Genomic DNA, 25,868 nt, shown 5'->3' on the forward strand with positions numbered 1-25,868 from the left:
CACGCCGCTCGCTGCGTTCCAGGTACCCGGCGTCGGCGGTCGAGGGCCTCAGAGGCCGCGCAGCGCCCGGCGGACCTCGGCGGCGAGCTGGGGGACGCGCCCGGGCGAGAACATCGAGAAGTGGTCGCCGGGCACCGATACGACGTCCAGGTCGCCGGTGATGTGGCCCGTCCAGTAGTAGTCGTGCGGCTGGATGGGCCACACCTGGTCGGCCTTCAGCAGCGTGACGTCCACGGGGTAGCTGCCGAGGCGGTGCTGCTCGGCGACGGCGGAGAAGTGGTCGAAGAGGTTGACGTGGCTGCCGTCGAGGTCGGGATCGAGGACCGGTGGCATGCGGAAGCCGTGGCGGATGAGGGTGGTCAGATAGGGGGCGACGCCCCGGACGCGGCCCGCGGCGAGGTGCCGCAGCACGTTGCGGACGCGCTCGCGCCGGCGGGGCGAGGCGCACCCCGGCGGCACGCTGTCGAAGAGCACCACCCTGGGGACCTCGGCACCGAGGTCGCGCAGGCGGTTGGCGACCTCCAGCGCGACGAGCCCCCCACCGGAGTAGCCGCCGAGCAGGTACGGGCCGGGGAGGGTGGCCTGCAGGGCGGCGGCGTACCGGTCGGCCATGGCGTCGATGCTGGGATCGGGCTCCTCCTGCCCGTCGACGCCGACGGCCTGGATGCCGAGAACCGGACGCTCGTCGGCGAGCGCCCGTGCGAGCGACCAGAGGAAGACGACGCTCCCGCCGGCCCCGTGCACGATGACGAGCGGCGTGCCCGCACCGCCCTCGGCGATCGGCACGATCGGGCTGCGTGCCGTCGACGGCACCTTGCTGTGCGCGTCCACGAAGGCCGCCATCTCGGACAACGTGGGGGCTGCGAGCACGTCGGTGAGCGCCATGTCGACGCCGAAGGCGCGACCGAGCCGGGCCACGAGCCGGATGGCGAGGAGCGAGTGCCCGCCGAGGTCGAAGAAGTCGTCGTGGGGGCCGGGCGCCACGCCGAGCAGCTCGGCCCACATCGCCGCCAGCCGCTCGATCGTGGGACCGCCGTCGGCGCCACCCGCCACGTCGGGGGACACGGCCGTCGCGACCGGGGCGTCCGCGGCGGCCACGAGCGCGGGGAGGTCGACGCTGGACGCGAGGAGCCGGGGGCGCCCGTCGGCGAGGACGAGCTCGACGAGGCGCACCCCCTCGTCGGGGGTGATCCCCGTCGAGGACGCCAGTCCCGCCAGCGCACCGCCCCGCGCGTCGACGTCGTCGGGCACGGCGGACGCAGCGAGCGTCCGCTCCCCCTCCAAGCGCCACAGCTCGAGGCCGTGGATGCGGACGAGCGGCTCGCGGCCGGCACCGAGCACATCGACGTCGCAGGCCGACGGCTCGCCCGCCGTGCGCCGGACCACGACCTCGACCTCGCGCGGCACCGGGCCGCGCCACTCGACCGAGCGGTAGCCGATGGGCACGAAGAGCGCGTCGTCGCCCGGCTGCCGCACCAGCTGCACGGCGAGCCCCGTGGCCGCGTCGAGCAGCGCGGGGTCGGCGACCCAGGGTGAGCGGTCCTCCGAAACGGCGGCGACGACGCGACCGCTGAGGACGTCGGCGCCGCGCGCCACCTCGGTCGGCGGCGACCAGTGAAGCCCCAGGCCGAGGTGGTCCCGCTGGCCCTCGAGGGGGTCGACGACGCTCCGTGGCACGCCGGCCAGCGGGTCCTCGACGCGTCGCGTGTCGACCTCTGCGCCGTCGACCACCAGCTCGGCGGTGCTGTGGAGCCGCCAGCTGGCGCCGTCGGGCGCGCTCTCGAGGCGCACCTCTCGGCGTCCCTCGCCGGGAGCGGCGACGCGCACACGCACGATCACCTGGTCCCCGTCGGGGACGGACAGCGGCTCGTGGAGGGCGACCGTCCGGAGCTGGACCGTCGTGCTGGAGGCACCGGAGATCCGGGCGGCGCCGACCATCAGCTCCAGGTGACCCGTGCCGGGGAGCACTGGATGCCCCTCGACGCGGTGCTCGCCGAGGATCCACTGCGAGGCGGGATCGAGGTGGCCGACGACGTCGATCGCGCCGTCGCGGCCGGCGACGAGCTCCTCGAACACCGGGTGCTCGACGGGCGAACCGTCCGCGAGGCCGAGCTGCGCACGCCGTGCGAACTCGTCGGCCATGCCGGTGCCCGCCCACATGCCGGAGGCGAACGTGACCACCGACAGCGGGCCGTGCGTCCCGGCGAGGGCGTCGAGGACGGCGTTCGCCGCCACGTACGCCGTCTGGCCGGCGGGGGCGAGGACGGTGGACGTCGACGACACGAGCAGCAGGAGGGGGACCTCCCGGCGGCGCAGCTCGTCGACGAGGTGCACCGCAGCGCCGGCCTTCGGCGCGACGACGGCGGTGGCGTCGTCAGGTGTCGACGTGGCGAGGAGCCGGTCGCGCAGCACGCCCGCGGCGTGCACCACGCCGTCGAGCGGACCCACCCGGGCCACGGCGTCGTCGAGGGCCGCCGCCACCTGCGCGGGGTCGGCGAGGTCGGCGTGGACGACCTCGACGCGCGCGCCCGTCGCCTCGAGGTCGGCGATGCGACGCAGCCGGCGACTCGTCGGTTCGGACGGGCCGTGGGTGCGCAGCCACTCCGCCCGGGCGTCGCCCGCCGGCAGGGCCCGGCTCGTGGTGAGCACCAGGATGGCGCCGTGGGCGGTGGCCAGGTGCCGGGCGAGGGTGTGGCCGATGCCGCCCAGGCCGCCGGTGACCAGGTACGTCCCCCCGTCCCGGAGGCGCCCGTCGACCTGGCCGGTGGCAGTGGTCGAGGCGAGGCGGGGCGTCAGCGGCCGCCCGTCGCGCACTGCGACGACACGCCGGCCGACGTGGGGGGTCCGGAGCTCGTCGAGGATGGCGCGCACCGCCGCGGAGGGGTCGTCGCCGACGACCACGTCGACCAGCGCCGTGTCGACCTGCGGGTACTCGCGCGGCGCCACGCGTGCCACGCCGAGCGCCAGCGCGTCCCACGGGGCGGGCGCCGGTCCGTCCACGGCGAGCCCGCCGCGCCCGACCAGGACCAGACGGTGGTCGGACGTGGCGGCGGTGCCGAGGTGGTCGGCGAGGCGCACGGCGGCGTCGAGCCAGAACGGCGCGGCGTCCGCCTCGTCGCGCCGGTCGGCCCCGACGAGGAGCACCCCGTCACCGTCGGCGAGCGGGGCGCGCAGCAGGTCGTCGACGTCGCGGTGCGTGCGCACCTCGGCGGCGACCGCGTTCAGGTCCGCGACGAGGAGGTCGGCCAGCTCGTCGGTCGGGGCCAGGACCCGCCACCGCCGTACGACGGCCTCGACCGCGGCCGGATCCGGCTCCCACGCCTCGAGCCAGAGCATGTCGGTCGGATCCTCGATCCGCGCCGGCCCCTCGGCGACCTCGGGTCCGGCGGCGGTGCGGGCGCCGATCGCGGGCACCAGCGGTGTGGCCGACGGGTCGGGCGGGTCGATCCAGTGGCGCTGCCGCTGGAACGGGTACGTGGGCAGGACGACGCGGGGCGTCGTGGCGACGAGGGCGTCGAGGTCGACCGGGAGCCCGAGCGCCCACCGCTGTCCCAGCGCCTCGAGGGCCGCCGCGGTGTCGTCACCGGCCTGACGCGGGTGCCGCATCGACGCCACGGCGAGCACGGGCGGATGGTCCGCCCGGCGGGCCGTGGCGGAGAGGGTGTGCCCCGGCCCGAGCTCGACCGTCGACGTGGGACCGTCCCCGAGCACCGTGGCCAGGCCGTCGGCGAAGCGCACGGTGCCGCGCAGGTGACGCACCCAGTGCTCCGGATCGGTGACCTCACCAGGAGCGACCCACGAGCCGGTGAGGTTCGAGACGTAGGGACGGGTCGGCTCCGAGAAGGTGACCGTCCGGGCCACCTCTCGGAACTCGTCGAGCACGGGGTCGAGCAGGACGCTGTGCGCGGCCGCGGCGAGGGGGATGCGCGACGTCTCGACGTCCCTGCCCCGCAGCAGCTCCGCCACCGCGTCGACGGCGTCGCGCTCCCCCGCGAGGACGCACTCGGCCGGACCGTTGACGACCGCCAGGGAGACCTGCGGCCCGAGGAGGTCGGCGACGTCGTCCTCGCCGAGGGGGACCACCAGCATCGCGGCGCGGTCGCCACCGACCTGCGACATGAGGCGGGAGCGGGCGACGACCAACCGCACCGCATCGGGGAGGGTGAGCACGCCGGCGAGGTGCGCCGCGACGTACTCCCCGAGGCTGTGGCCGAGCATGGCGTCCGGCTCGACGCCGAGGTCCATCCACTGCCGAGCCATCGCGAGCGACGTGGCGAACACCAGCGGGAGGGCGACGGCGGGGTCGTCGAGGTGGGCGGGGTCGGCATCGGGCGCCAGCCCGGCGCGCACGTCGACGTCGGTGTGGCGCGCGACCTCCGCGAGGACCTCCTCCCGCACCCGGTGGAACGTGGCGAACCGTTCGTCGAGCCCGGCCCCCATCCCCGGGTGCTGGGAGCCGCCGCCGGGGAACAGGAACACGGTGCGCGGCGGCGAGCCCTCCTGGGCGACGGTCCCCGAGGCGACGCGCCGGAGCCGGGTGACGGCGTCCGCGGCGTCGGCGACCCCGACGGCCCGCCGCACGGGGAAGGCGCAGCGACCCGCCCGCAGGGTGTGGGCGACCGCGCCGAGGTCCGCCTCCGGGTGTCCCTCGAGGTGATCGGCGAGCCGGGCGGCCGACGCGGCGAGCGCGGCGTCGTCGCGGGCGGAGAGGAGCAGCACCTCGGGCCGTGCCCGTCGCGCCGTAGCCCGTCGCTCCGGGGCCTCCTCCACCACGACGTGGGCGTTGGTGCCACCGACGCCGAGCGAGCTGACGCCCGCCCGGCGCACGCCGTCGACCTCCCACGGCGAGGCCTCCCCGCTCAACGTGAACGGCGACCCGTCCAGGTCGACGAGCGGGCTGGGCGCCGTGTGATTCGCCATCGGCGGCAGCGTGCGGTGGCGCAGCGCCTGGACCACCTTGATGAGCGACGCCGCCCCGGCGGCCGTGTCGAGGTGGCCGACGTTGGGCTTGGTCGACGTGAGCCGGCACCAACCGCGCCGACCCCCGCCGTCGAACGCCGCCGACAGCGCGGCGACCTCGATCGGGTCACCGAGCGCGGTGCCGGTGCCGTGGGCGTCGACGAGCTGGACGTCGGTGGGCGCCAAGCCGGCGACGGCCAGCGCCTCGGTGACGACGTCGGCGTGGCCGTCGACGCTCGGCGCCAGGTAGGACACCTTCCGCGCGCCGTCGTTGTTGACCGCCGACCCCTTGATGACGGCGAGGATCGGGTCGCCGTCCTCCCACGCGTCGGTGAGGCGGCGCAGCGCGACGACGGCGGCGCCGCTCGTGAGCACCGTGCCGTCGGACGCGGCGTCGAAGGCCCGGCACCGACCGGTCGGCGAGAGGATCTCCCCCTCGTGGTAGCGGTAGCCGACGCCGTGGGGCACCTCGATCGTGACGCCGCCGGCCAGTGCCAGGTCGCACTCCATCCCGAGCAGGCTCTGCACCGCGAGGTGCACCGCCACGAGCGACGTGGAGCACGCCGTCTGCACGTTGATCGACGGACCCCGCAGGTCGAGCTTGTAGGAGACGAGGGTCGACAGGAAGTCCTTGTCGTTGCCGGTGTGGCGCAGGAGGAACCAGCCCAGCTCGTCCACCAGCTGGGGGTTCGCGAGCAGGCAGTGCACCAGGTAGGTGTTCATGCCCGACCCGGCGAACACGCCGATCGCCCCGTCGAACCGGGACGGGTCGACCGCTGCGGACTCGAGCGCCTCCCACGCGCACTCGAGGAAGTGCCGGTGCTGGGGATCCATCACGGCGGCGTCGCGCGGCCCGATCCCGAAGAACCCGGCGTCGAACAGGTCGACGCCGTCGAGGGCGCCGGTGCGACGCACGTAGCTCGGGTCGTCGACCGTGGCGCGCGGGATGCCGGCGGCGAGGAGCTCCTCCCTGCTGAGGTCCCGGAGGCAGTCCTCGCCTCGTCGCACCCGCTCCCAGAGGACGTCGACGTCGGGAGCACCGGGGAAGCGACCGGAGATGCCGACGACGGCGACGTCGTTCTCGGAGATCTCGCGGGGCTCGACGCCGGACGGATCGGTCGTGCTCATCCGCCGCCTCGTCGACCGGCTCGCGCCTGGCGACGCCGCGCCCCGCGATCGGCTCCCGTCGGCGTCGCAGGTGCGGCGTCGTCGACGGCCGCCCCGCCCGACGCCAGGCCGTGGAGGTGCGCGCCCAGCGCGGCCACCGTGGGGTGACGGAACAGGTCGGTGAGCACGAGCGGCAGCCGCGTCGCCTCCTGCAGGTGGCGGAACACGGCGACGGCGAGCAGGGAGTTGCCACCGAGGTCGAACACGTTGACCGACCGCCCGACCGGACGGTGCAGCCGCGACGACCACGCCTCGGCGACCAGCGCCTCCATGTCGTCGACCGGCACGTCCTCCGGGGCGAGCGGCGCATCCAGATCGGCTGGCGCGTCGGGCAGCGCCGCCCGGTCGATCTTGCCGTTCGGCGTCAGCGGCATGTCGTCGACCACGCCGACGGCGTCGGGGACCATGATGGCGGGCAGCGACCGACGGGCCTCGGCGAGCAGCGCCGGGACGTCGGCCTCCTGCCCGGCCGCCGGCTTCACGAAGGCGACGAGCCGAGCGTCTGCACCCTCCCCTCGGATGACGACGATCGCCCGGTCGACCGCCGGGTGCGCGTCGAGGACCGCCTCGATCTCGCCGAGCTCGATGCGGTGACCGCGGATCTTCACCTGGAAGTCGGCCCGACCGGCGAACCGCACGACGCCGTCGCCGTCGATGCTCGCCAGGTCCCCGGTGGCGTAGGTCCGCCCGAGGCCGCCGCGGTCGACGAACCGCTCGGCGGTCAGCTCCGGGCGTCCCAGGTAGCCGCGGGCGACGCCCTCGCCACCGATGTGCAGCTCGCCGAGCGCGCCGAGGGGCAGCGGGGTCCCGTCGGGGTCGAGGACGTGCACCGTGGTGTTGGCGATCGGGCGCCCGATGGGCACGGCGCCGTCCGACGGGCCCTCGACCTCGTGCACCAGGGACCAGATCGTGGTCTCGGTCGGTCCGTACATGTTCGTGAGGCGACCGGGCACGGTGCGACGGAGCTCGTCCGCCACCTTCTCGCTCAACGCCTCGCCGCCCACCATCAGGTGCCGGACGCGGCCCAGCGCCGCCCGGTCGTCGGGGTCGGCGAGGAGGATCTCGGCCAGCGAGGGCGTGCACTGCAGGTGGGTGACGTCGTGGCGAGCGACGAGCGCGGCGACCGACTCGTCGTCGTCGGCCTCCGCGGGGCCGACGGCACCGGCGAGCACCAGGCGTCGGGCGGCGTCGATGTGGGCCAGCGATCCGAGGACGTCGTCGGTGGCGACGCCGAAGTCGATCAGGCACGCGACCTCGTCGGCACCGGCCTCCGCGACGGCGACGGCGAGCGCTGCGGCATCCTCGGGCGTGCCGAACATCCCGCTCGTCTCCATGTAGCGCTCGGTGGCCATCGTGAGGAGCTGGTCCATCTCCTCGGGCGAGAGCGATCGGAAGGCCTCGTCGGCGTCGGCGCCGGCGTTGGCGAAGGTGGGGAAGGCCGATGCCATGTTCTTGATGAGCCCGGTGGCGCTCGACAGGTACGCGCGCATCGGCCCCTCGGCCCGGGCGCGGGCGGCCGCCCCGTCGGGGTCGAGGTGGGTGTGCAGCATCAGGGTGACGTGGCCGTCGCCCGGGTGCCCGGCCTCGCGCCAGGCCCGCCGGTAGACGTCGACGTTGGTCGCGAGCTGCTCGATCGACTGGCCGAGCAGGTGGGTGAGCAGGTTGTGACCGGCGCGACCGGCCTGCTCGAACGTGGCCGTCGTACCGGCCGACGTCAGCCAGGTCGGAAGCTCCGACTGCACGGGCCGCGGCAGCGTGGAAACGGCGATCGGCTCCCCGTCGGGGCCGGGCAGCTCCAGGGCGTCGCCCCGCCACAGGGCCCGGACCTCGTCGATGCGGCGCGGCAGGTCGGCGCGGGCCGTGCCGTGGGACGCGGGGTTGAGGACGAAGTCGCGCGGCTGCCAGCCGGGGGCGAACGAGATGCCCACCCGCCCGTGGGACAGGTTGTCGACGAACGCCCACTCCTCGGCCACGCGGGCGCTGGCGTGGAGCGGGAGCACCACGCTGCCGGCCCGGATGTGGACCCGCTCGGTGACGGCCGCGACGGCGGCTGCGGCAACGCTCGGGTTGGGGTACGCCCCGCCGAAGTCGTGGAAGTGCCGCTCGGGGAGCCAGACGGCCTCGAACCCGTGTGCGTCGGCGAATCGGGCGCTCTCGAGCAGCAGCCGGTAGCCCTCGGCCGCCTGCTCGTGGCCGGCGGCGAAGTAGAAGAGGCTCCAGGTGGGGACGCGCCGCGCCGTCGCCCGTCGCGCCGCACCGGCCGCTGCGGCGATCCCTTGCCGCTGGACGACGACGTGGAACCCGCGGGTCAGCGTCCACAGCAGCTCGAGGACCGAGATGTCGAACGACAGGCTGGTGACCGCGAGCCACGTGCCCGGCGGGTCGTGGTCGATCACGTCGTCCATGCCGGCGAAGAAGTTCGTGACGTTGCGGTGCTCGAGGACGACGCCCTTCGGCCGGCCGGTGGACCCCGACGTGTAGATGACGTAGGCGACGTCGTCCGCGGTGTGGGGCGACGTCGGCGCGGGCCCGCGCGGGACGCCGCCGTCCGTGGGGTCGACGACGGGCCGGCCCTCGACGCCCAGCCGGTCGGCGGTGGTGCGTTCGGCGACGACGACGGCGAGGTCGGCGTCCTCGACCATGAAGCGCAGCCGCTCCTCCGGGTAGTCCGGGTCGAGGGGGACGTAGGCGGCCCCGGTGGCCATCGCGGCCAGCACGGCGGTGACGAGGTCGATCCCGCGCGGCACCGCGATGCCCACGAGCGACCCGGTGGACGCGCCGGCCTCGGCCAGGCGCGCCGCCAGGTGGTCGACGCGCGCCGCCAGCGCGGCGTAGGTGAGCGTCTGGTCCCCGCAGGTCACCGCCGGGGCGTCAGGGGTGGCCGCGACTCGAGCGCGGAACGCACCGTCGACGGTGGCCGTGCGGTCGTGGTCCCGTGCGGTGTCGTTGAGCCGGGCCAGGACGTCCCGCTCGTCGGCGGAGAGGGAGGGGAGGTCGGCGATGCGCCCGGCGCCGTCGTGAACGGCCCGGACGAGGGCGTGGAGCTGCCCGGCGACACGCTCCCACGCCGGCGTGAGGGTGCCGGGCACGTGGAGGACGAGGACCCCGTCGGCGACCTCGACGGTGACGCCGGGCGAGGCCGCATGCTCCTCCTCGTCGGCGACGTCGACCGCGAGGCGGAGGGGCGGCACGGGCATGCGGCCACGGAGCGTCGGCTCACGACCGACGAGGTCGGCGAGGATGCCGCCGCGACGCCGGAGGTCGTCGAGCTCCGCCCGGATCCGCCGCCGCTCGTCGGCGATGGTCGCGTCGGGCCGGCGGTCCCAGGCCCCGACGGGATCCCGGAGCAGCGGCGCGACGTCGCCTCGGGCCGCGTCGGCGAGGGCGAAGGTGGCGTCGCCGCCGTTCACGCCGGACCACCAGTGGACGACCGCGAGCACGATCGCCTCGGCCGGGACGTCACGCGGCACCACGACCTCGGCGAACGTCCGTGTCCCGTCGGCGCCGACGGTGGCGAGGTGCGGCGGCAGGTCCGGATCGACGCGGTGCAGGCGGGCGATCCAGTGCGTCTCGTGCCGGGCGAGCTGCGGATCGGCGGCGGACAGCGCATCCCGCACGGACGTCGGCGGCGCCTCGACGGTGGTGATGTCGGCGACGATCCCGAGCGCCGCCAGCTCCTCGGGTGTGGCCGGCTCACCGTGGGGGTGCAGGAGGCTCGTGACGAGCAGGTCGCCCTCGACCGTGGCCAGGCGGACGCCGTCGGCGTCGACCGACACGACCGCCCCGGGAGCCGCGCCCGACGACTCCAGCGCACGGGCGCCCCCGACCACGAGCGCCCCGCGTCCCGTCCACCAGCGCGCGACGCCCAGCCGGTTGCGGATGCGCGGGCCGAGGTCCAGGGCTCGGACGCGGCGAGCCAGATCCACCGCGGGCACGGCCGGGTCGATCCACACGAGCGGGCGCTCCTGGCGACCGACGAAGCGGTGCGGCGCCCCGGGACCCGAGCGTGGGGCGGGATCCTCCCGGAGCAGGTCGAGCAGGCGGGGGAACGTGGCCAGGCCCGCCTCGTAGCACCGGGCGTTGAGCGAGAGCGCGGAGTCGTCGGCACCGATCGGGAAGCGCTCCTCGAGGAGGATCTCGCCGGCGTCGACGTCGGAGGTCATGCGGTGCCAGGTGACGGCGTGCTCCGTCCGGCCGTCGTGGATCGCCCACGTGGTGACCCCGAGGCCCGCGAGCTCCGGCAGCGGTCCGTCGTGGAAGTTCACGGCGTGGCGAGCGCCGGCGAGGACCTCGTCGGGGAGCACCCGCTCGTTGGCCACGCTGAGGAGCACGTCGACGGGACGCTCGGCCAGCGCGTCCGCGAGCGCGGACGGTTCGACGACGGTGAGGCCCGCGGCCTCCGCATCGGTGCGCAGCGCGGCGGACGCGGTGGCCACGGCGACGACGTCGTCGCCGGCGGCGCGGGCGACGAGGGCGCACTGCAGCGCGAGCGACTCGTCGCCGACCATCGCCACCGTCAACCGTCGTGTCGGCCCCACGCTGTCTCCTCCTCGTCCTCGCGCTGGTGGCGGGAGCGGGACAGGCTCCCACGATCCGTCCGGCGCTGTCACCCTCCCGTCGGTCGCTAACGTGCCCGCCGTGAGCGACCCCTCCGCGCCGCGCGTGCGGATCGCGTACGTGATGACGCACCACCCCCGCGTGGCCACGACGTTCATCAACGACGAGATCGCCGAGGTGACCCGGCGCGGCGGGGAGGTCGTGCCGATCGCCATGAACCGTCCGGCGCCCGACGACGTCCGGGGGGCGTGGGCGGAGGACGAGGCCCGGCGGACGCTGTACCTCAAGGCAGCCGGCCCCCTCACCCTGCTCCTGGCGCTGGCCCGGGTCCTCCGAGAACACCCCCTCCCGGCGGCGCGCCTGGTGCTGTCCGCCCTCGGTTCGGCCCGCCTCGACCTCGGCATCGCCGTCCGCCGGCTGGTCCACCTGGCATACGCGGCGCGGGCCGTCGAGCACTGCCGCGACCTCGACGTACGCCACCTGCACGCCCACTTCGGGCAGGCCCCGGCCACGATCGCCTGGTTCGCGGCCGAGATCGGCAACATGTCCGAGGGTGACCGGTGGACCTGGAGCTTCACGATCCACGGCTTCCAGGACTTCGTGAACGAGGCCGACGCCCGCCTCGACCTCAAGGCCGCCAGCGCCTCGTTCGTCGCCTGCGTGTCGGACTTCACCCGCTCCCAGCTGTGCCGCGTGGCCGAGCCACGGCTGTGGGACCGCTTCCACGTCGTCCGGTGCGGCATCGACCTCGACGCCTTCGCGCCGCGGGACCCCGCACCGCCCTCGCAGGCTCCGAGGGTGCTGGTGGTGGCCCGCCTGTCGGCCGAGAAGGGCCACGTCGTCCTGCTGCACGCCGTGGCGCGCCTGCGGGAGAAGGGCCTCGACGTCGGCGTCGACCTCGTGGGCGGCGGTCCCTACGAGGCGGAGATCCGGGCCGAGGAGGCGCGCCTCGGCCTCTCGGACGCGGTCGCCCACCACGGGGAGCTGCTCCCCTCCGCGGTGCGCGAGCGCCTCGTGGCCGCCGACGTCTTCTGCTTGCCCTCGTTCTCCGAGGGCCTGCCCATCTCGATCATGGAGGCCATGGCGTGCGGCGTGCCCGTCGTGGCCAGCGGGATCAGCGGCATCCCGGAGCTGGCGGTCCACGACGAGACCGCGCTCACCGTTCCGCCGGGCAACGTCGACGCGCTCACCACGGCACTCGAGCGGATGCTCACCGAGGACGGCCTGGCCGCGACGCTGTCGGCCGCCGGCCGGGTGGCGGTCCAGGAGCGCCACGACCTGCGCCGCAACGTCGGCGAGCTGCTCGACCTCTTCGCCGGCACGGCGGCGGTCGTCCGTTGACCCTCCTCGACCTGCCCCGGCGGCGCCTGTTCGGCCTCGACCTCGTCGACGCCGCCTCGGTGCGCCCGGTCGCCGACGCCCTGCTCGCCTGGTCGCCCGGCGACCCCCTCCCACCGGGTGCCGCGCCGGTCGTGGTGACGCCCAACGTCGACCAGCTCGTGCACCTGGACCGAGGCACGGACCCCGTGGCCGCGTCGGTCGCCCGACGCGCCGCCGTGGTGCTGCCCGACGGCCAACCGATCGTGTGGGCGAGCCCGGCTCTCGGCGCGCCGCTCTCGGCCCGGCTGCCCGGGAGCACGCTCGTCACCGAGCTGTTCCCCCGTCTCTGCGCCGACGGCCGCAGCGTCCTCGTCGTCGCCACGTCCGAGGAGGTCGCCCGCCGGGTGGAGGCCGACGCCGGAGCGGGTGCCGCCGTCGTCGCACCTCGGCTCTCGCTCGACGACCGTGCCGGCTTCGACGCCTTCGTCGCTCAGGTGGTCGAGCTCGTGGCGTCGCGCCGCCCGGAGCACGTGTTCGTCACGCTGGGGTTCCCCAAGCAGTGCAACATCATCGACGGCGTCCTGCGGGCGACGCCGCCCGAGCGCACGCCGATGCTCCACGCCGTCGGGGCCAGCTTCGACATGCACTACGGGCTCGTGCGACGGGCACCGGAGTGGATGCAGCGCTACGGGCTCGAGTGGTTCTTCCGGTTCCTCCAGGAGCCCCGCCGGCTCTTCCGCCGCTACTTCGTCGACGACCCCGCGTTCCTCCGCATCCTGTGGCGGGAGCGCCGGGCTCACCGCTGACGGGACGCGGCGTAGAAGAGCTCCTCGAAGTAGCGCTTGGCCTGCGTGGCGAGCAGCCCGAGGCTGATGAGCTGCACGGCGACGACGAAGCTGAACCCGGCGATGATGAACGTCTGCGGTCGGAGGTCCCAGGCATCGGCGAAGCCGTGGGTGAGGCGGGCGTCCAGGTTGCCGCCCTCGATGCGGGCGTTGTCCCACACGGTCACCAGGAGGGACCCAGCGGACCAGAGGGAGATCAGGAGGAGCAGCACGCCGGGCACGAGGAAGAACGCGATGGGCCGGTAGAGGAAGCTGGCGAACACCAGCAGCTTCGAGGTGGTCGACACCCGGAGCGAGACCTTCCGCTTCGCCATGCGCTCGGCCTGGTCGCTCCAGTCGAGGTGAGCCGGGATCTCGGCGACGCGGGCCCGCATGATCTGGGCCTTGTACATGATCTCGGTGTTGATCTCCGGTCCCATCGCCTTGAGGCTGAGGTTCCGGATGAACGGCCCGTTGTAGGCGCGCACCATGGCGGTGATCGTCTTGATCGGGTACTGGCTGGTCATCGAGAGCAGGCGGTTCGCCTGCTTGCTCATGAGCTCGCGGCGCCACGGGATCGCGGAGACCTGGCCGCCCTTCATGTAGGGCGAGGCGACGACGATCGTCACCTGCTCGTCGACCATGGTGTCGATCATCCGACCGATGTGGTCGACGGAGTAGGACAGGTCGGAGTCGAACACGACGACGATGTCGCCTCGCGACAGCCGGAAGCCGTCGCGGAGCGCCTGGCCGAGGCGCATGTTGACGACCTGGCGGACGACGCGGACCTCGGGACGGCTGCGGGCGAAGGCCTCGGCGATGTCGCCCGTCTCGTCGGTGGAGCCGTCGTCGACGACGAGCAGCTCGAAGTCGCAGCGGTCGGCGAGCGCCTGCATGTAGGCGTAGATCTCCGTCAGCGACGACATGATCTTGAGCGCCTCGTTGTACGCGGGCACGAGGACGGTGACCAGGGGACGCTCGGGGATGCGGCTGACCGGGTCGCCCGGCTCGAGGCCGGCCTCCACCGGATCGAGGTGATCGGCGTCGGTCACGACGCGACCTTGATGTGGGGCCGGCTCGTCGACGCCGAGCGGACGGGCAGGCCGCCCCTGTCGAGGATGGCCTCGGCGTGCGTGCGCATGCCGACGACGCGGAACTGCCGCTGCAGCTCGTCGATGCACCGGAGCACGACCGTGCGCTTCTCGGCGCCGGTCATGCCCATGCCGGGGAAGAAGCGGAGGCTGTCGACGTCGTCGGCGCCGAGGAAGTCGAGGGGGTGCAGGAGGATCGACGGCTCGAGCTTGCGCAGCCGGCACAGGCGCATGGCGTTGGCGAAGTACTGGTGGGCGAGGGCGGGCGACACGCCGGCGAGGTAGAGCACGTAGGAGACGTGGACCGGCACCCGCGCGATCGGCATCGTCGTCACCGGGATCTCGAGGAGCCGGTCGGGCCCCATCTCCCAGAGGTAGGGGTGGAGCCGGCGCAGGCCGTCGCGGGCGCTGCCGAAGAGGTAGGACCGCTCCTCGCGCTGCTCGGCGCTCAGCTTGGCCGACCGGAAGTAGTACGCCCGGGCGAGGGGCCCGATGACGGTGGGCAGGGTGGAGCAGTCGTAGCGGTACCCGCGATCGATCAGCACCCGGATGACATCGGGGCTCAGGCTGTAGCCCGGGCCGCGGAAGCCGACCGGACGCTGACCGGTGACGTCCTCGAGCGCCTCCTCGGTGCGGGCGAACTCGGCGTGGAGCTCCTCGAGCGTGTAGCGGTGCAGCCAGGGCTGGTGCCGGAAGCTGTGGTTCCCGATCTCGTGGCCGGCCTCCGAGATCGACGCGATGGCCCGTCGGTTCTCCTCGATCGCCGCGTCCTGGCCGACGACGAAGAACGTGATGCGCAGGTCGCGCTCGGCGAGGACCGGCAGCACCCGCTCGGCCAGGGTATCGAGGTAGGTGGGGTGGTCCTCCCAACCGGGGTCGCCGTGGGTCATCTGGTAGGCCCACAGGTTGTCGGCGTCCAGGGACAGCGAGGCGTACGGTCGTTCGGACATCAGGGCTCCGTGCGGGACGTGGCGGGTGCGGCGTCGAGGTTCGCGACCTCGAGGACCTGGTCGACGAGCGAGAGGGTGTCGTCGACGTTGAGAGTGGCGAAGGGCAGGTTGGCCGAGCCGGCCAGGTAGAGGCCGGGGACCGACGTGGCGATCGACGGTTGGGTCTCCGAGTAGCGCAGCGTGGGCAGGGCGAAGACCTTCGGCACCCGCGAGACGCGCGCGGCGACGACCTGGGCGCGATCGAGGTCCGGGTACATGCGCTCGAGGTACGGGAGGAACGCGTCGAGCACCTCGTCGTCCGACGCCCTCATGAGCGGATCGTCGGCGGTGGTGTACTTCGGGAGGTAGACGAGCGCCTTGCCGTCGACCTCGGCCGGGTCGATGAACGCCGTCATCTCGACGACCGCCGTGAACGGCGTCTCGGGGTCGGTGATGTAGGTGAGGTAGTGCTCCGAGAGCGAGCGGTCGAGCAGCAGCGAGGCGCAGACGATGCCCACGTACTCGACCGATTCGAGGCGGCGACGCTCGCCCTCGAGGAGGTCGGGGCAGAGCCGGGCGGCGATCGGCGCCGCGGTGGTGACGACGACCCGGTCGACGTGGTCCGTGGCGGGGCCGTCCGGGCCGGCGGTGGTGATGTCGAGGCCGCCGCCCTCGGCGCGACGGATGGCGCCGATGGGCGTGGCGAGGCGCAGCTCGACGCCCTCCCGCTCGAACGCGGTGGCGAACGCCGCGCACACCGTGGCGTAGCCCCCGTGGACGTAGCCGAACATCTCCTTCTTCAGCCCCGACCGCCGGGCCGCGAACAGCCGCTGGATCGTGGCCCAGATGAACGCCGCCGACGCCCGGGGGTAGGTGTCGCCGAGCTTGGCGCGCAGCAGCGGCTTCCAGAAGGCCTCGAAGGCCGACGGCCCGCTCCACCGCCGCAACCAGGACTCGACCGTGCGGCGCTCCATGCGCTCACCGGAGCGGATGCGGGAGCCGAGCACGATCGTGCCGCCCATCCTCAGCTTGTCGAGCAGCGACAGGCCGGGGAGCTTCAGGAAGTCGACCGGACCCGAGAACGGGCGGATGACCCCGTCGGGCCCGTAGTAGCCGTTCTTCGTCTCGACCCATCGGATCTCGTCGTCGAGGATGCCGGCGGCCTCGTACATGGCGCGCGTGCGGGCGTCGGAGAGGAGCGTGACGTGGTAGTGGCGGTCCCAGGTGACCTCGCCGATCCGCCAGGGGGAGGCGAGCCCTCCCAGCTCCGGGGCCGCCTCGTACAGGGTGACGTCGTGCCCGTCACGCCTCAGCCGGAGCGCCAGGGTCATCCCCAGCACGCCTCCGCCTACGACCGCACACCTCATGTCTCGCTCCTCGGAACCGCGCGGGTCGTACGCTACTGTTCGTCGACCGGTGCCAGCGGGAGATGAGCGGAACGGCGTGGAGATGACGTGGTTGGCCGATCCCTCCGCCATCGTCGAGGACGGCGCGGTCGTCGGTGACGGCACCCGGATCTGGCACCACGCCCACGTCCGCAGCGGCGCCCGCATCGGGGCCGGCTGCAGCCTCGGCAAGAACGTCTACGTCGACGCGGGCGTGCGACTCGGCGACGGGGTGAAGGTCCAGAACAACGTCAGCATCTACCGCGGCGTCGACATCGGCGACGAGGTGTTCCTCGGCCCGTCCTGCGTCTTCACCAACGACCTCCTCCCCCGGGCGGGCAACGACGACTTCCGGGTCGTGCCCACCACGGTGCGCCGGGGCGCGTCGATCGGCGCCAACGTCACCATCGTCTGCGGGACCACGCTCGGCGAGTGGTCGATGGTCGCCGCCGGGTCCGTGGTGACCCGCGACGTCGCCCCCCACCAGCTGGTGCTCGGCAACCCCGCCCGCCACCACGGCTGGGTGTGCCGGCGGGGCCACGTGGTCTCCCGAGCTGCCGAACCGCCCCCCGACCCCGACCGCTGCCCGGCCTGCGAGGAGCCCGCCCCGTGATCCCCATCACCGTCGTCCGCTGCGAGGAGGAGGAGCTCGCCCTCGTCGAGGAGGTCATCCGCTCGGGGATGCTCGCCCAGGGGCCGATGGTCGAGCGCTTCGAGGCCGCCTGCCGGGAGATGACCGGTGCCGCGCACGCCGTCGCCGTCAACAGCGGGACGACGGCGCTGGTCGTGGCCCTCGAGGCGCTCCGCCTCGCGCCGGGCTCCGAGGTCGTCACCTCCCCGTTCACGTTCGTGGCCACGCTGAACGCCATCCTCGAAGCCGGCGCGACGGCACGCTTCGCCGACATCTCCGAGGACGACTTCAACCTCGACCCGACCCGGCTCGACGGCGTCGTCGGCGACGCCACCGCCGCGATCATGCCGGTGCACCTCTACGGCCAGGCCGCCGACATGGACCCGATCGTCCGCATCGCCACGGAGTCCGGGGCGACGGTCGTCGAGGATGCGGCGCAGGCGCACGGCGCCACCTACGGGGGGCGCCCGGTCGGCACCTACGGCCTGGCCACGTTCAGCTTCTACGCGACCAAGAACCTGCAGTGCGGGGAGGGCGGCGTGGTCACCACCGACGACGACGAGCTCGCGGACCGGATGCGGGTCCTCCGCAACCAGGGCATGCGGGACCGGTACCAGTACGAGGTCCCGGGCCACAACTACCGCCTGTCGGACCTCGCCGCCGCCGTCGCCGTGCCGCAGTTCGCACGGCTCGACGCCGTCGTGGCGGCACGGTCCGCGAACGCCGCCTACTACGGGGAGGCGCTGGCGGGCATCGAGGGGCTCGTCACGCCGACGGTCCGACCGGGCCGCCGTCACGTGTGGCACCAGTACACGGTGCGCATCGCCCCCGACGCCCGGCTCGGGCGCGACGAGCTGGTCGACGCCCTCGTCGCCGCCGGGGTCGGCGCCGGCGTCTACTACCCGGGGGCCGTCTACGACCACGACTGCTTCCGCGCCGACCCGCGCGTCCGGATCGACGGCGGCTGCCCGGTGGCCGAACGGGTGGCGACCGAGGTCGTCAGCCTTCCCGTGCACCAGCACCTGACCGACGCCGATCGCGAGCAGGTGGCCGACACGGTCCGCCGGCTGCTCACCTGACCACCCGCCTCGAGGAGGAACCCGTGGAACCGTCCGTCGCCGTCGTCTTCGGTACGCGCCCGGAGATGATCAAGCTGGCGCCGATCGTGCGGGCGCTCGGTCCCCGCGCCCGGGTCGTGCACACGGGGCAGCACTTCGACGACAGCATGAGCCGGACCTTCCTCGACCAGCTCCGCATCGGTGACCCCGACCACCACCTGGAGGTCGGCGGCCTGACGCGCGGCGCCCAGATCGGCCACGCGACCGTCGCCATCGAGCACCTCCTGCTCGAGACGCGCCCCGACGTCGTCGTCGTGCAGGGCGACACGAACTCGGGCCTCGCCGGCGCGCTGGCGGCCAACGCGGCAGAGATCCCGATCGTGCACCTCGAGGCCGGGCTCCGGAGCTTCGACCGGGCCATGCCCGAGGAGCACAACCGGGTGCTGATCGACGCCCTCGCCGACCGCTGCCTCGCGCCCCACGAGACCAACGCCCGGCTGCTCGAGGCCGAGGGCATCGCGGCGGACCGCATCCGGGTCACCGGGAGCACGTTGCGGGACGCCCTCGTCGACATGCTGCCGGGCGACGACGCCCGCGCCGCGCTGCGGGACGACCTCGGCGTCGAGGCCGACCGCTACGTGCTCGCCACGGTCCACCGCGCCGAGAACGCCGACTCCGAGGACAAGCTCCGCACGATCCTCACCCAGCTGGGCGACCTCGAGCTCCCGGTCGTCCTTCCGCTCCACCCGCGCACGCGGGCGCGTGCCGCGGAGTTCGACCTGGGTGGCCTGCTCGACCGGCTGACCGTGGTCGAGCCGCTCGGCTACCGCGAGTTCATCGGGTTGGCCGCCGACTGCGCCCTGATGGTGAGCGACTCGGGTGGCGTCCAGGAGGAGGCGACGATCGTCAAGCGTCCCGTGGTCATCGTCCGCAACTCGACCGAGCGGCCGGAGATCCTCGGCACGTTCGCCCACCTGGTCCCCGTCGGCCCCGGCATCGGCGACACCGCCCGCGAGCTGCTCACCGACGTCGCCGCGACCCACGCGGCGCTGGCGGCGCTGCCGTACCCCTACGGCGACGACGCCACGGCGCGCTGCGTCGCGGCGATCGCCGAGCTCGTCGGCGGACGCTGACGTCGCGCCGACGGCCGACCGGCGCAAGGGCAGCTGTGGCATGCTGGGACCACGGTTGCCCACAGGCGCGAGGGACCGATGACGCAGCACGCGGACGCAGGCGACGACGGTGGCGACCGAGGTAGGGGACTCGACCCCACCGACCCGGTCGCGTTCCGGACGGCGCTCGGCAACTTCGCCTCCGGCGTCACCGCCGTCTGCGCCCTCGATGGCGCGGGCCGACCCATCGGTCTCACGGTCAGCTCCTTCGCCTCGGCATCGCTCGACCCACCGCTCGTGTCCTTCTGCGTGAACCGCGGCTCGTGGACGTGGACCCAGGTCCGGTCCTCCCGGCGCTTCGCGGTGAGCGTCCTGTCCGAGGCGCACGGCTCGATCTGTCGGCAGCTGGCGCGACCCGGGGACGACCGCTTCGCAGGGGTGGCGTGGTCGCCAGCCCCGTCCGGCGCACCGGTCGTGGACGACGCGCTCGCGTGGTTCGACTGCACGATCGCCGGCGAGCACGAGGCGGGCGACCACGACCTCGTCGTCGCCGAGGTGCGGGCGATGGACGTCGCCACCCGGCCCGGGGACCCGCTCATCTTCTTCCGCAGCCAGCTCCGAGGCCTGTGACGCCCCTCGTCGTCGCGGCCTAGCATCCTGCGCGTGACAGCTGAGGTCGAAGCCACCGACGACCGGGCGGGGTACGAGCGGTACGTCCCCGCACCTCGTGGAGCGTTCCTGCGCCGGCGAACGGGGGGCGACGCCCCCCCGCGCATCGCGCGCGGCTGGCGCACCGTCGCGCGACGTCCTCGAGGGCGGGGCGCACCGCTCCGGCTCGAGAGTGTGCCCTGCGACCTGTGCGGGCCGACCATCGTCGAACCGCTCGCTGTCGGCGAGGACTTCGAGTACTGGACCAGCCCCGACGCGTTCCTGGCGGTGCGCTGCACGACCTGCGGGCTCGTGTACCTCGACCCCCGCCCCACGGTGGAGGAGCTCGACCGGATCTACCCCCCGGAGTACCACGCCTTCGACTTCTCCGAGGAGCGGTTCGGCCTCGTCTACAAGGTACGGGAGCGACTGGAGGCTCGTCGGGTGCTCCGGTGGGCCGGTGGCCTCTCCGACGACGCCGTCATCCTCGACGTCGGGTGCGGCGACGGCTTCCACCTCGACCTGCTCCGGCGCTACGGCCGTGGGACCTGGACGGTGCAGGGCGTCGAGCCTGATGCACGTGCCGCCTCCGCGGCCCGCGCACGGGGCCTCGTCGTCCACGACACCGTGCTCGCCGACGCCGACATCGACCCGGGGTCGGTCGACCTCGCCTTCCTCATCCAGACGATCGAGCACGTGCCGTCGCCCGTCGAGCTCCTCCAGCAGGTGCACGACGTGCTGGCACCGGGCGGTCGCCTGGTCGTGGTCACCGACAACGTGGGGTCGCCCGACTTCCGCATCTTCCGCTCCCGCCACTGGGGCGGGTACCACTTCCCCCGCCACTGGCACCTCTACGACCGCACCACCCTCGCGGCCACCGCGGAGGCGGGCGGGCTCGAGGTCGAGTCCATCGGCACCGTCGTCAGCCCGGTGAACTGGGTCTACTCGCTGCGGAACATGCTGGTGGACCTGCGCGCGCCGGAGTGGGCGATCCGGCCGCTCAGCCTCGAGGGCTCCGTCGCCCTGGCCGCGGGGACCGTGCTCGACAGCGCGTTCCAGCTCGCGGGCCGCGGCGCGCTGCTGCGAGGTGTGTTCCGCCGCCCCGGCAGCTGATCAGACCGTGACGGCGGCGTCGTTCGACTCGGCCCAGTCGTGGACCCGCCGCAGGGTGCGCCAGTAGACGTCCTCCATGAGGATGTGGGCGAACTCGCCGTTGCGCCCGATCGACAGGAGCCCGTCGATGCCCGTGCTCTCGGTGAACTCCTTGCGACGCTCCTCGTACTCCCGGAGGTATACGGGGTACGCGATCGGCGTGCGCACGACGCGCGTGCCGAGATGACGGCCGCGGATGTCGGGGACGATCTCCTCGAGCGCCGTCAGGCACCGGTGGGCGAGGGCGTCCTCGTCGGCGGTCCAGACCTCGTCGCCGACCTCGCAGCCGATGTCGCAGGTCACGATGGTCTTCCCCGCCGGAGCCTGGAGCGGCATCGACAGCGGCGCCTCGGTGAGGCGGAAGAAGGGGAAGTGCTCCTCGGGCGTCCAGACGACCACCTCCGGCAGCAGGCCCCGCCCGTCGAGGAAGAGGTTGACGAACGTCATGGGCCGGTAGCGGAAGCCGGCCAGGTCGTCGAGGCGGTCTGTGCCGCTCACGATCTTCGGGAGGATGTGCACCGGCGCGGTGCTGACCACGAGGTCGGCCTCGATCTCGGCGTCGCCGGCGCGCACCCCTACCACGGTGTCGCCGTCGGTCGCGATGCCCTGGACCGGGGTACTGAGGTGCAACTCGGCCTCCGATGCCGCGAGCAGCGCCTCGCAGATCGCGACGACGCCGTCCTCGGGGTACACGTGGAAGACGCCGGCCGCTTCGGGCGCCTCGTGGCTGTAGCCGAGCGAGACCGCTCGCCGGGTCAGCCTGGACGCCGCACGGAGGAACAGCGTGTGGGGGATGCTCGACGGGATGTTCCCGCCGACCGACGCCGCGAGCTCGTCGGCCGTCGCACCGGACCACGCCTCGACGAGCGGGATCGCGATCTCCTCGGCGAGACGATCGCCGTAGGCGCCGCGGAACCACTCCCGGGCGGTGCGCGGCTCACGACCGCCACCGCCGAGCACGGCTCGGGCCGCAGGGAACGCGTAGCGCGGGTCGACCATCAGCCCGAGGGGGTACTGGTAGGAGCGCCCACGGATCCACACCGCCTCGCCGTACTGCGCCACCGTGCGGCACTCGGCGCCGACGCCGACGGCAGCGGCGAGGCGGTTGGTGATGAAGTGCACGCCGACGTCGTAGGAGAAGCCGCGCTCGTCCCGCTCGGAGGCGGCGAGCCCCGCGATGCGGGAACTGGCCTCGAACACCTCGCACTCGACGCCGCGCCGGGTGAGCTCGCGCGCCGCGACGAGACCTGCGAGTCCCGCACCCACGACGACGGCCTTGTGTCGCATTCCGCTCCGCTCCCTGCGTTCGTTCCGGACGGGAAACCCTAGAGCAACGGCGCACCCGACCGACGGCGTCGTCGGGCCAGCGCCTGGCGCAGCGCCACCCAACGCCAGTACGCAATCGACCACGCCCGCGACAGGCCCCTGACGTCGGGCTCGCCGCCGCGGACGAGCTGGTGCCGGACGACGAACGAGCGGGGCGCCACCGTGTAGGCGATGGCGGCGAGCAGCTGCCCCGTCGAGCCGTTCCCTGCGTCCACGGCCCGCATCTCCCGCCACGCGGCGCGACGACTCGGCGCGCGCAGGCGCGCCCGTGCGCGGTGCAGGTCGAGGTAGACGTCGTCCCAGGCGCGCAGGTCCTCGACGAGCAGCTGGTGGCCCGCCGCCGCGGCCGCCTCGACAAGGGTGGCGTGTTCCGTGTCGGCCATCGCCAGTCGCTTGTCGAGCTTCGCGACCATCGCCGGCACGTCGACCCCGTCGACTCGTCGCATGTCGGAGCCGCTGTGGGAGCGGTAGACGCCGAGCGGCTGCTGGGTGCTGGCGACCGGACCGAGGAACGGCACCGTGCGCACGAGGTACGACTCCGCGAAGTTGCGGAAGCGGTCGTCGGGGATCGGGCCAACGGCGTCGAGCGCGCTCCGCCGCACAGCGATGCCGCTCGTGACCGCGAACGAGGGCAAGCCCTCTGCGAGGACGGCGGACACGAGGTCGCCACCGGGGAGGTGCCCGCTCGGGCAGCACCCGTGCTCACCGCCCCGCTCGTCCCGGATGACGAGGGGGTGCCAAGCCATGACCACGGCCGGGTCCGCGAACGCCTCCTCGACCCAGGCGAGCCGACCCGGGGCCGCCAGGTCGTCGGCATCCAGGAGCACGACGACGTCGCCGGTCGACTCGGCGATCCCGCGGTTCACGGCGCTGGCCATCCCGCCGTTCGCCTTGCGCACCACGATGACGCCCTCCCGTGCCGCCGCCACCTCGGCCGAGCGGTCGGTCGAGCCGTCGTCCACGACGATCAGCTCGTCGGGTGCGCGGGTACCGGTCAGCACGCTGTCGAGCGCCTGCCCCACGAAGCGCTCGTAGTCGAAGCACGGCACGACGACCGAGATCCTCACGAGATCACCCGCTCCCCCGGATGCACGCGTCGGCATCCTCGGTGACGTCACCTCGAACGACGAGCCACCCCATCGCGCCGTTGCCCGGCAGGAGACCCGACCGCTCGTAGGGTCCGACGACGGTGTACGCGTCGGACGGCGGCGGCTCGTCCTCCAGGACCACCGCGCGCCGCTCGACGTCGGGGAACACCCGGTGGTGCTGCGTCGGCGGCAGCCCGTCCTCGATCAGCGGCTGGTCACGGAAGCGCGAGACGGCGATGCCGTCGGTGTGCATACCCATCCACACCAGTCCGGCGTCGAGCTCCTCGGCCGGCACCCCGAGACATGCGGCGACGTCGGCGAGCTCCTCGCGGACGCGCACCGGCGTCTGGGCGCGGTCGAGGGTCCAGAGGGCCGCGAGACCGGTGACCGCGAGTGCGCCCCATGCGAGTGCCTGGCGCCGGCGGAGGTCCGGTCGGGACGTCGACGGCGCGCGCGTCGAGCAGGACCACAGCGCCAGCAGGAGGCTCAGGGTGAAGAGGGAGTACCGGCTGTAGAAGTCGCTGCTGAGGAAGATGACGACGACGTCGGCGAGCAGTGCGACCGCAGCGCCGAGCGCCAGGCCGAGCTGCAAGGGGTCCCGAACGTCGATGCGACGCGCCGCCGCACCGAAGAGCACGGTGAGGACCACGTTCGCGAGGACCACAGCGGCGACGACACGGCCGACCACCCCCAGCTCGGCGAGCCACCGCATGATCGACAGGTAGTCGTTGACGAGATCGGTCGGTGACCCGGCCGCCGCCGCGATCGCGACGAGGACGGACACGACGAGCCGTGCCGTCAACGAGCCGCGCAGCTCGGTGCCGCCCCGGCGCAGCGCCATCGGCAACAGACCGAGGCAGAGCCCGAGACCCATGAGCACCCAGCTCGCCAGGATGAGGCGCGAGTTGAACAGGACGATGACGCCACCGCCGTGCTCCAGGCCCGCTCGCCAGAGGTAGAAGGGGCCGGCGATCGCGGCGAAGCCGACGCCCATGATCAGCCACGACCAACGGGCGCGCGAGCGGGCGACGAGCAGCAGGAGACCACTGACGCCGATCGCGACCGCAGCCTGCTGCCGCACGCTGAAGGCGAAGGCAGATGCGGCGATGGCGACGGCGAGGTGGAGCGCGGTCGAGGACGCCGCGTGGGGTCGGGCAGCGAGCCTGGCGGCGGCGGCCAGCGCCACCATCGACCCGGCGAGCGCGAAGAGGTCGGACATGAACGTGCCGGTCGTGACGACGAAGCCGCTGAAGGCGCCGACGCTGCACATCACCAACAGCACGTGACGCGACGCCAACGTCCGGAGGAGGTCCCGCAGCGCCATCAGGACGACGAAGCCCATGACCGATCCGAGCAGGTGGATCTGAAGGGTCCCGTCCCCGACGATCGCCGTCCACACCCGCGCGAGCGGGAGCATCCCGAGGAGCGTGATGTCGTTCCAGTCGATGAGCTCGATGCGCCCCGTCGCGACGAAGGTGTCCAGGATCCGCTCGTAGGCCCAGGTGTCATCGTTGGGGAGGCGGCGGGTCCCGGCGGCCACGCGCCACAGGAACGGGACCAGCGCCAGCGCCGCGGCGGCGCCGACCTCGACGAGCGTGCGCCCCTGTTCGGGTGCGACCGTGGCCTCGTGGGTGACCTCGGTCCGGCTCACGAGCCGCTCGGTCCCGCGCTGGCGGCTTCGACTCGACCCATCAGGACGTGCGGCGGACGGATCCTGGCGCGCTCCTCGTCGTGGTCGCCCCGGCCGTCGACCAGGCCGAGGAAGTGCGAGAGCTGCAGGGCGAGCGGCTCACCGAGGTGGCGCACGAAGGGGATGTCGATCTCGGTCGAGGCGCGGTACCCCACGCCGCCGCCACCCCGCACGATCTCCTGGCTGACGTTGCGGTAGACGGTGACGTCCTGCCGCAGGAGGTCGACCTCGATCGACTGGTGCGGCGCGTGGACCGCCAGCGTGCGGATCTTCCGTTGCGCCATGCGGTTCGCCGACAGGGTGGCGATCCCCGACCCGAAGGAGATCGAGCAGTCCGCGATCTCGTTGAACTCTGCGCCGGGCGGCCGGTGACACGCGGCGCCGACCAGGGTCCCCTCCTCACCGGAGAAGAGGTTGAGTGCCACGTCGAGGTCGTGGAGCAGCATGTCGCCGACGACGCTCGAGGCGATCCGCGGGGCCGGCGGCGAGTGGCGCACCGTGACGACGTGGCTCGGCGGCTCGTCGAGGAGGCCGGCGGTGGTCCGGTAGGCGGCGTTGAAGCGCTCGACGAACCCGCACATCACGGGGACGTCCTTGCGCTCGGCGACCTCGAGCAGCTGGTCCACCTCGGCGAGCGACGGTGCGAGCGGCTTCTCGATGAACGTCGGGATGCCGGCCTCGAGGAAGGGCAGCGCGCACGCCACGTGCGCGCCGGTCGACGTCGCGACGACGACGGCGTCGGCGGCCATGCCGTCCTCGAGGTCGCTCGACACGCGCGACCAGTGACGTCCTGCGACCGCCTCCGCGCTCGTCGCGTCGCGGTCGATGACGACGCCCAAGTCCGCCTCCGACGACTCCGAGATCACACGCGCGTGGCTCGAGCCCATCTGGCCCGCGCCGATCAGCGCGATGACCGGCTTGCCCATGTCCA

At 73.7% G+C, this 25,868-nt stretch carries 16 protein-coding genes; 7 read left to right on the forward strand and 9 right to left on the reverse strand.

Features of this window, described 5'->3' with window-relative positions:
• Positions 1 to 48: 48 nt before the first annotated feature.
• Positions 49 to 6,087, reverse strand: coding sequence for a type I polyketide synthase (locus tag GH723_RS13210; RefSeq protein WP_153760085.1), 6,039 nt, complete (start codon positions 6,085 to 6,087; stop codon positions 49 to 51).
• Positions 6,084 to 10,664: a MupA/Atu3671 family FMN-dependent luciferase-like monooxygenase gene (locus tag GH723_RS13215; RefSeq protein ID WP_153760086.1), complete on the reverse strand. Its 4,581-nt coding sequence runs from the start codon at positions 10,662 to 10,664 to the stop codon at positions 6,084 to 6,086. The genes GH723_RS13210 and GH723_RS13215 overlap by 4 nt, the downstream gene beginning before the upstream one ends.
• Positions 10,665 to 10,764: 100 nt before the next feature.
• On the opposite strand from GH723_RS13215, the gene GH723_RS13220 reads away from it, so the two are divergent.
• Together GH723_RS13220 and GH723_RS19055 are read left to right on the forward strand one after the other, a co-directional pair.
• On the forward strand, positions 10,765 to 12,024 hold the full coding sequence (locus GH723_RS13220; RefSeq protein WP_153760087.1) for a glycosyltransferase family 4 protein: 1,260 nt from the start codon (positions 10,765 to 10,767) through the stop codon (positions 12,022 to 12,024).
• On the forward strand, positions 12,021 to 12,809 hold the full coding sequence (locus tag GH723_RS19055; RefSeq protein WP_153760088.1) for a WecB/TagA/CpsF family glycosyltransferase: 789 nt from the start codon (positions 12,021 to 12,023) through the stop codon (positions 12,807 to 12,809). Before GH723_RS13220 ends, GH723_RS19055 begins: the two co-directional genes overlap by 4 nt.
• Here GH723_RS19055 and GH723_RS13230 read toward each other — a convergent pair.
• Genes GH723_RS13230 through GH723_RS13240 form a run of 3 tightly spaced genes read right to left on the reverse strand, consistent with a single transcriptional unit; the run spans position 12,800 to position 16,400 of the window.
• Positions 12,800 to 13,879 carry a glycosyltransferase family 2 protein gene (locus tag GH723_RS13230; protein WP_153760089.1) on the reverse strand — a complete coding sequence of 360 codons (1,080 nt, stop codon included), beginning with the start codon at positions 13,877 to 13,879 and terminating at the stop codon, positions 12,800 to 12,802. The genes GH723_RS19055 and GH723_RS13230 overlap by 10 nt on opposite strands.
• Entirely contained in the window at positions 13,876 to 14,868 is a 993-nt protein-coding gene (locus GH723_RS13235; protein WP_153760090.1) for a polysaccharide deacetylase family protein, read from the reverse strand. The genes GH723_RS13230 and GH723_RS13235 overlap by 4 nt, the downstream gene beginning before the upstream one ends.
• The gene (locus GH723_RS13240) at positions 14,868 to 16,400 is read right to left on the reverse strand and encodes an NAD(P)/FAD-dependent oxidoreductase (RefSeq protein ID WP_153760091.1); all 1,533 of its coding nucleotides are present in this window, start codon (positions 16,398 to 16,400) and stop codon (positions 14,868 to 14,870) included. Before GH723_RS13240 ends, GH723_RS13235 begins: the two co-directional genes overlap by 1 nt.
• Between GH723_RS13240 and GH723_RS13245 the strand changes: the two genes are divergently transcribed.
• The 5 genes from GH723_RS13245 (at position 16,297) to GH723_RS13265 (ending at position 20,794) form a co-directional block, all read left to right on the forward strand.
• Positions 16,297 to 16,845: an acyltransferase gene (locus GH723_RS13245; RefSeq protein WP_153760092.1), complete on the forward strand. Its 549-nt coding sequence runs from the start codon at positions 16,297 to 16,299 to the stop codon at positions 16,843 to 16,845. The two genes, GH723_RS13240 and GH723_RS13245, sit on opposite strands and share 104 nt — an antisense overlap.
• Positions 16,842 to 17,942 carry a DegT/DnrJ/EryC1/StrS family aminotransferase gene (locus GH723_RS13250; protein ID WP_153760093.1) on the forward strand — a complete coding sequence of 367 codons (1,101 nt, stop codon included), beginning with the start codon at positions 16,842 to 16,844 and terminating at the stop codon, positions 17,940 to 17,942. The genes GH723_RS13245 and GH723_RS13250 overlap by 4 nt, the downstream gene beginning before the upstream one ends.
• A 23-nt stretch (positions 17,943 to 17,965) precedes the next feature.
• On the forward strand, positions 17,966 to 19,054 hold the full coding sequence (gene wecB, locus GH723_RS13255; RefSeq protein ID WP_229022827.1) for a non-hydrolyzing UDP-N-acetylglucosamine 2-epimerase: 1,089 nt from the start codon (positions 17,966 to 17,968) through the stop codon (positions 19,052 to 19,054).
• Positions 19,055 to 19,132: 78 nt separating this feature from the next.
• Complete coding sequence (locus tag GH723_RS13260; RefSeq protein ID WP_153760094.1) at positions 19,133 to 19,663, forward strand: flavin reductase family protein; 531 nt, start codon at positions 19,133 to 19,135, stop codon at positions 19,661 to 19,663.
• Positions 19,664 to 19,696: 33 nt separating this feature from the next.
• Entirely contained in the window at positions 19,697 to 20,794 is a 1,098-nt protein-coding gene (locus GH723_RS13265) for a class I SAM-dependent methyltransferase (RefSeq protein WP_229022828.1), read from the forward strand.
• On the opposite strand, the gene GH723_RS13270 is transcribed toward GH723_RS13265, so the two are convergent.
• Genes GH723_RS13270 through GH723_RS13285 form a run of 4 tightly spaced genes read right to left on the reverse strand, consistent with a single transcriptional unit; the run spans position 20,795 to position 25,863 of the window.
• On the reverse strand, positions 20,795 to 22,120 hold the full coding sequence (locus GH723_RS13270; RefSeq protein ID WP_153760095.1) for a protoporphyrinogen/coproporphyrinogen oxidase: 1,326 nt from the start codon (positions 22,118 to 22,120) through the stop codon (positions 20,795 to 20,797).
• A 38-nt stretch (positions 22,121 to 22,158) separates the two neighbouring features.
• The gene (locus tag GH723_RS13275; RefSeq protein ID WP_195210296.1) at positions 22,159 to 23,226 is read right to left on the reverse strand and encodes a glycosyltransferase family 2 protein; all 1,068 of its coding nucleotides are present in this window, start codon (positions 23,224 to 23,226) and stop codon (positions 22,159 to 22,161) included.
• A 4-nt stretch (positions 23,227 to 23,230) separates the two neighbouring features.
• Positions 23,231 to 24,898 (reverse strand): hypothetical protein, encoded by a 1,668-nt coding sequence (locus tag GH723_RS13280; protein ID WP_153760097.1) that lies wholly within the window; start codon positions 24,896 to 24,898, stop codon positions 23,231 to 23,233.
• Positions 24,895 to 25,863, reverse strand: coding sequence for a Gfo/Idh/MocA family protein (locus GH723_RS13285; protein WP_153760098.1), 969 nt, complete (start codon positions 25,861 to 25,863; stop codon positions 24,895 to 24,897). Before GH723_RS13285 ends, GH723_RS13280 begins: the two co-directional genes overlap by 4 nt.
• Between the last annotated feature and the right edge of the window lie 5 nt (positions 25,864 to 25,868).

It is taken from the genome of Actinomarinicola tropica, from assembly GCF_009650215.1.
Lineage (GTDB): Bacteria > Actinomycetota > Acidimicrobiia > Acidimicrobiales > SKKL01 > Actinomarinicola > Actinomarinicola tropica.

Bases quoted from the DNA above. Each gene is read 5' to 3' on its own strand.
- GH723_RS13210 (WP_153760085.1), bottom strand. From the start codon at position 6,087: ATGAGCACGACCGATCCGTCCGGCGTCGAGCCCCGCGAGATCTCCGAG.
- GH723_RS13235 (WP_153760090.1), bottom strand. From the start codon at position 14,868: ATGTCCGAACGACCGTACGCCTCGCTGTCCCTGGACGCCGACAACCTG.
- GH723_RS13245 (WP_153760092.1), top strand. From the start codon at position 16,297: ATGACGTGGTTGGCCGATCCCTCCGCCATCGTCGAGGACGGCGCGGTC.
- GH723_RS13240 (WP_153760091.1), bottom strand. From the start codon at position 16,400: ATGCGGGCGCCGCTGCGGACGTGGGCGTGGTGCCAGATCCGGGTGCCG.
- GH723_RS13260 (WP_153760094.1), top strand. From the start codon at position 19,133: ATGACGCAGCACGCGGACGCAGGCGACGACGGTGGCGACCGAGGTAGG.
- GH723_RS13270 (WP_153760095.1), bottom strand. From the start codon at position 22,120: ATGCGACACAAGGCCGTCGTCGTGGGTGCGGGACTCGCAGGTCTCGTC.
- GH723_RS13285 (WP_153760098.1), bottom strand. From the start codon at position 25,863: ATGGGCAAGCCGGTCATCGCGCTGATCGGCGCGGGCCAGATGGGCTCG.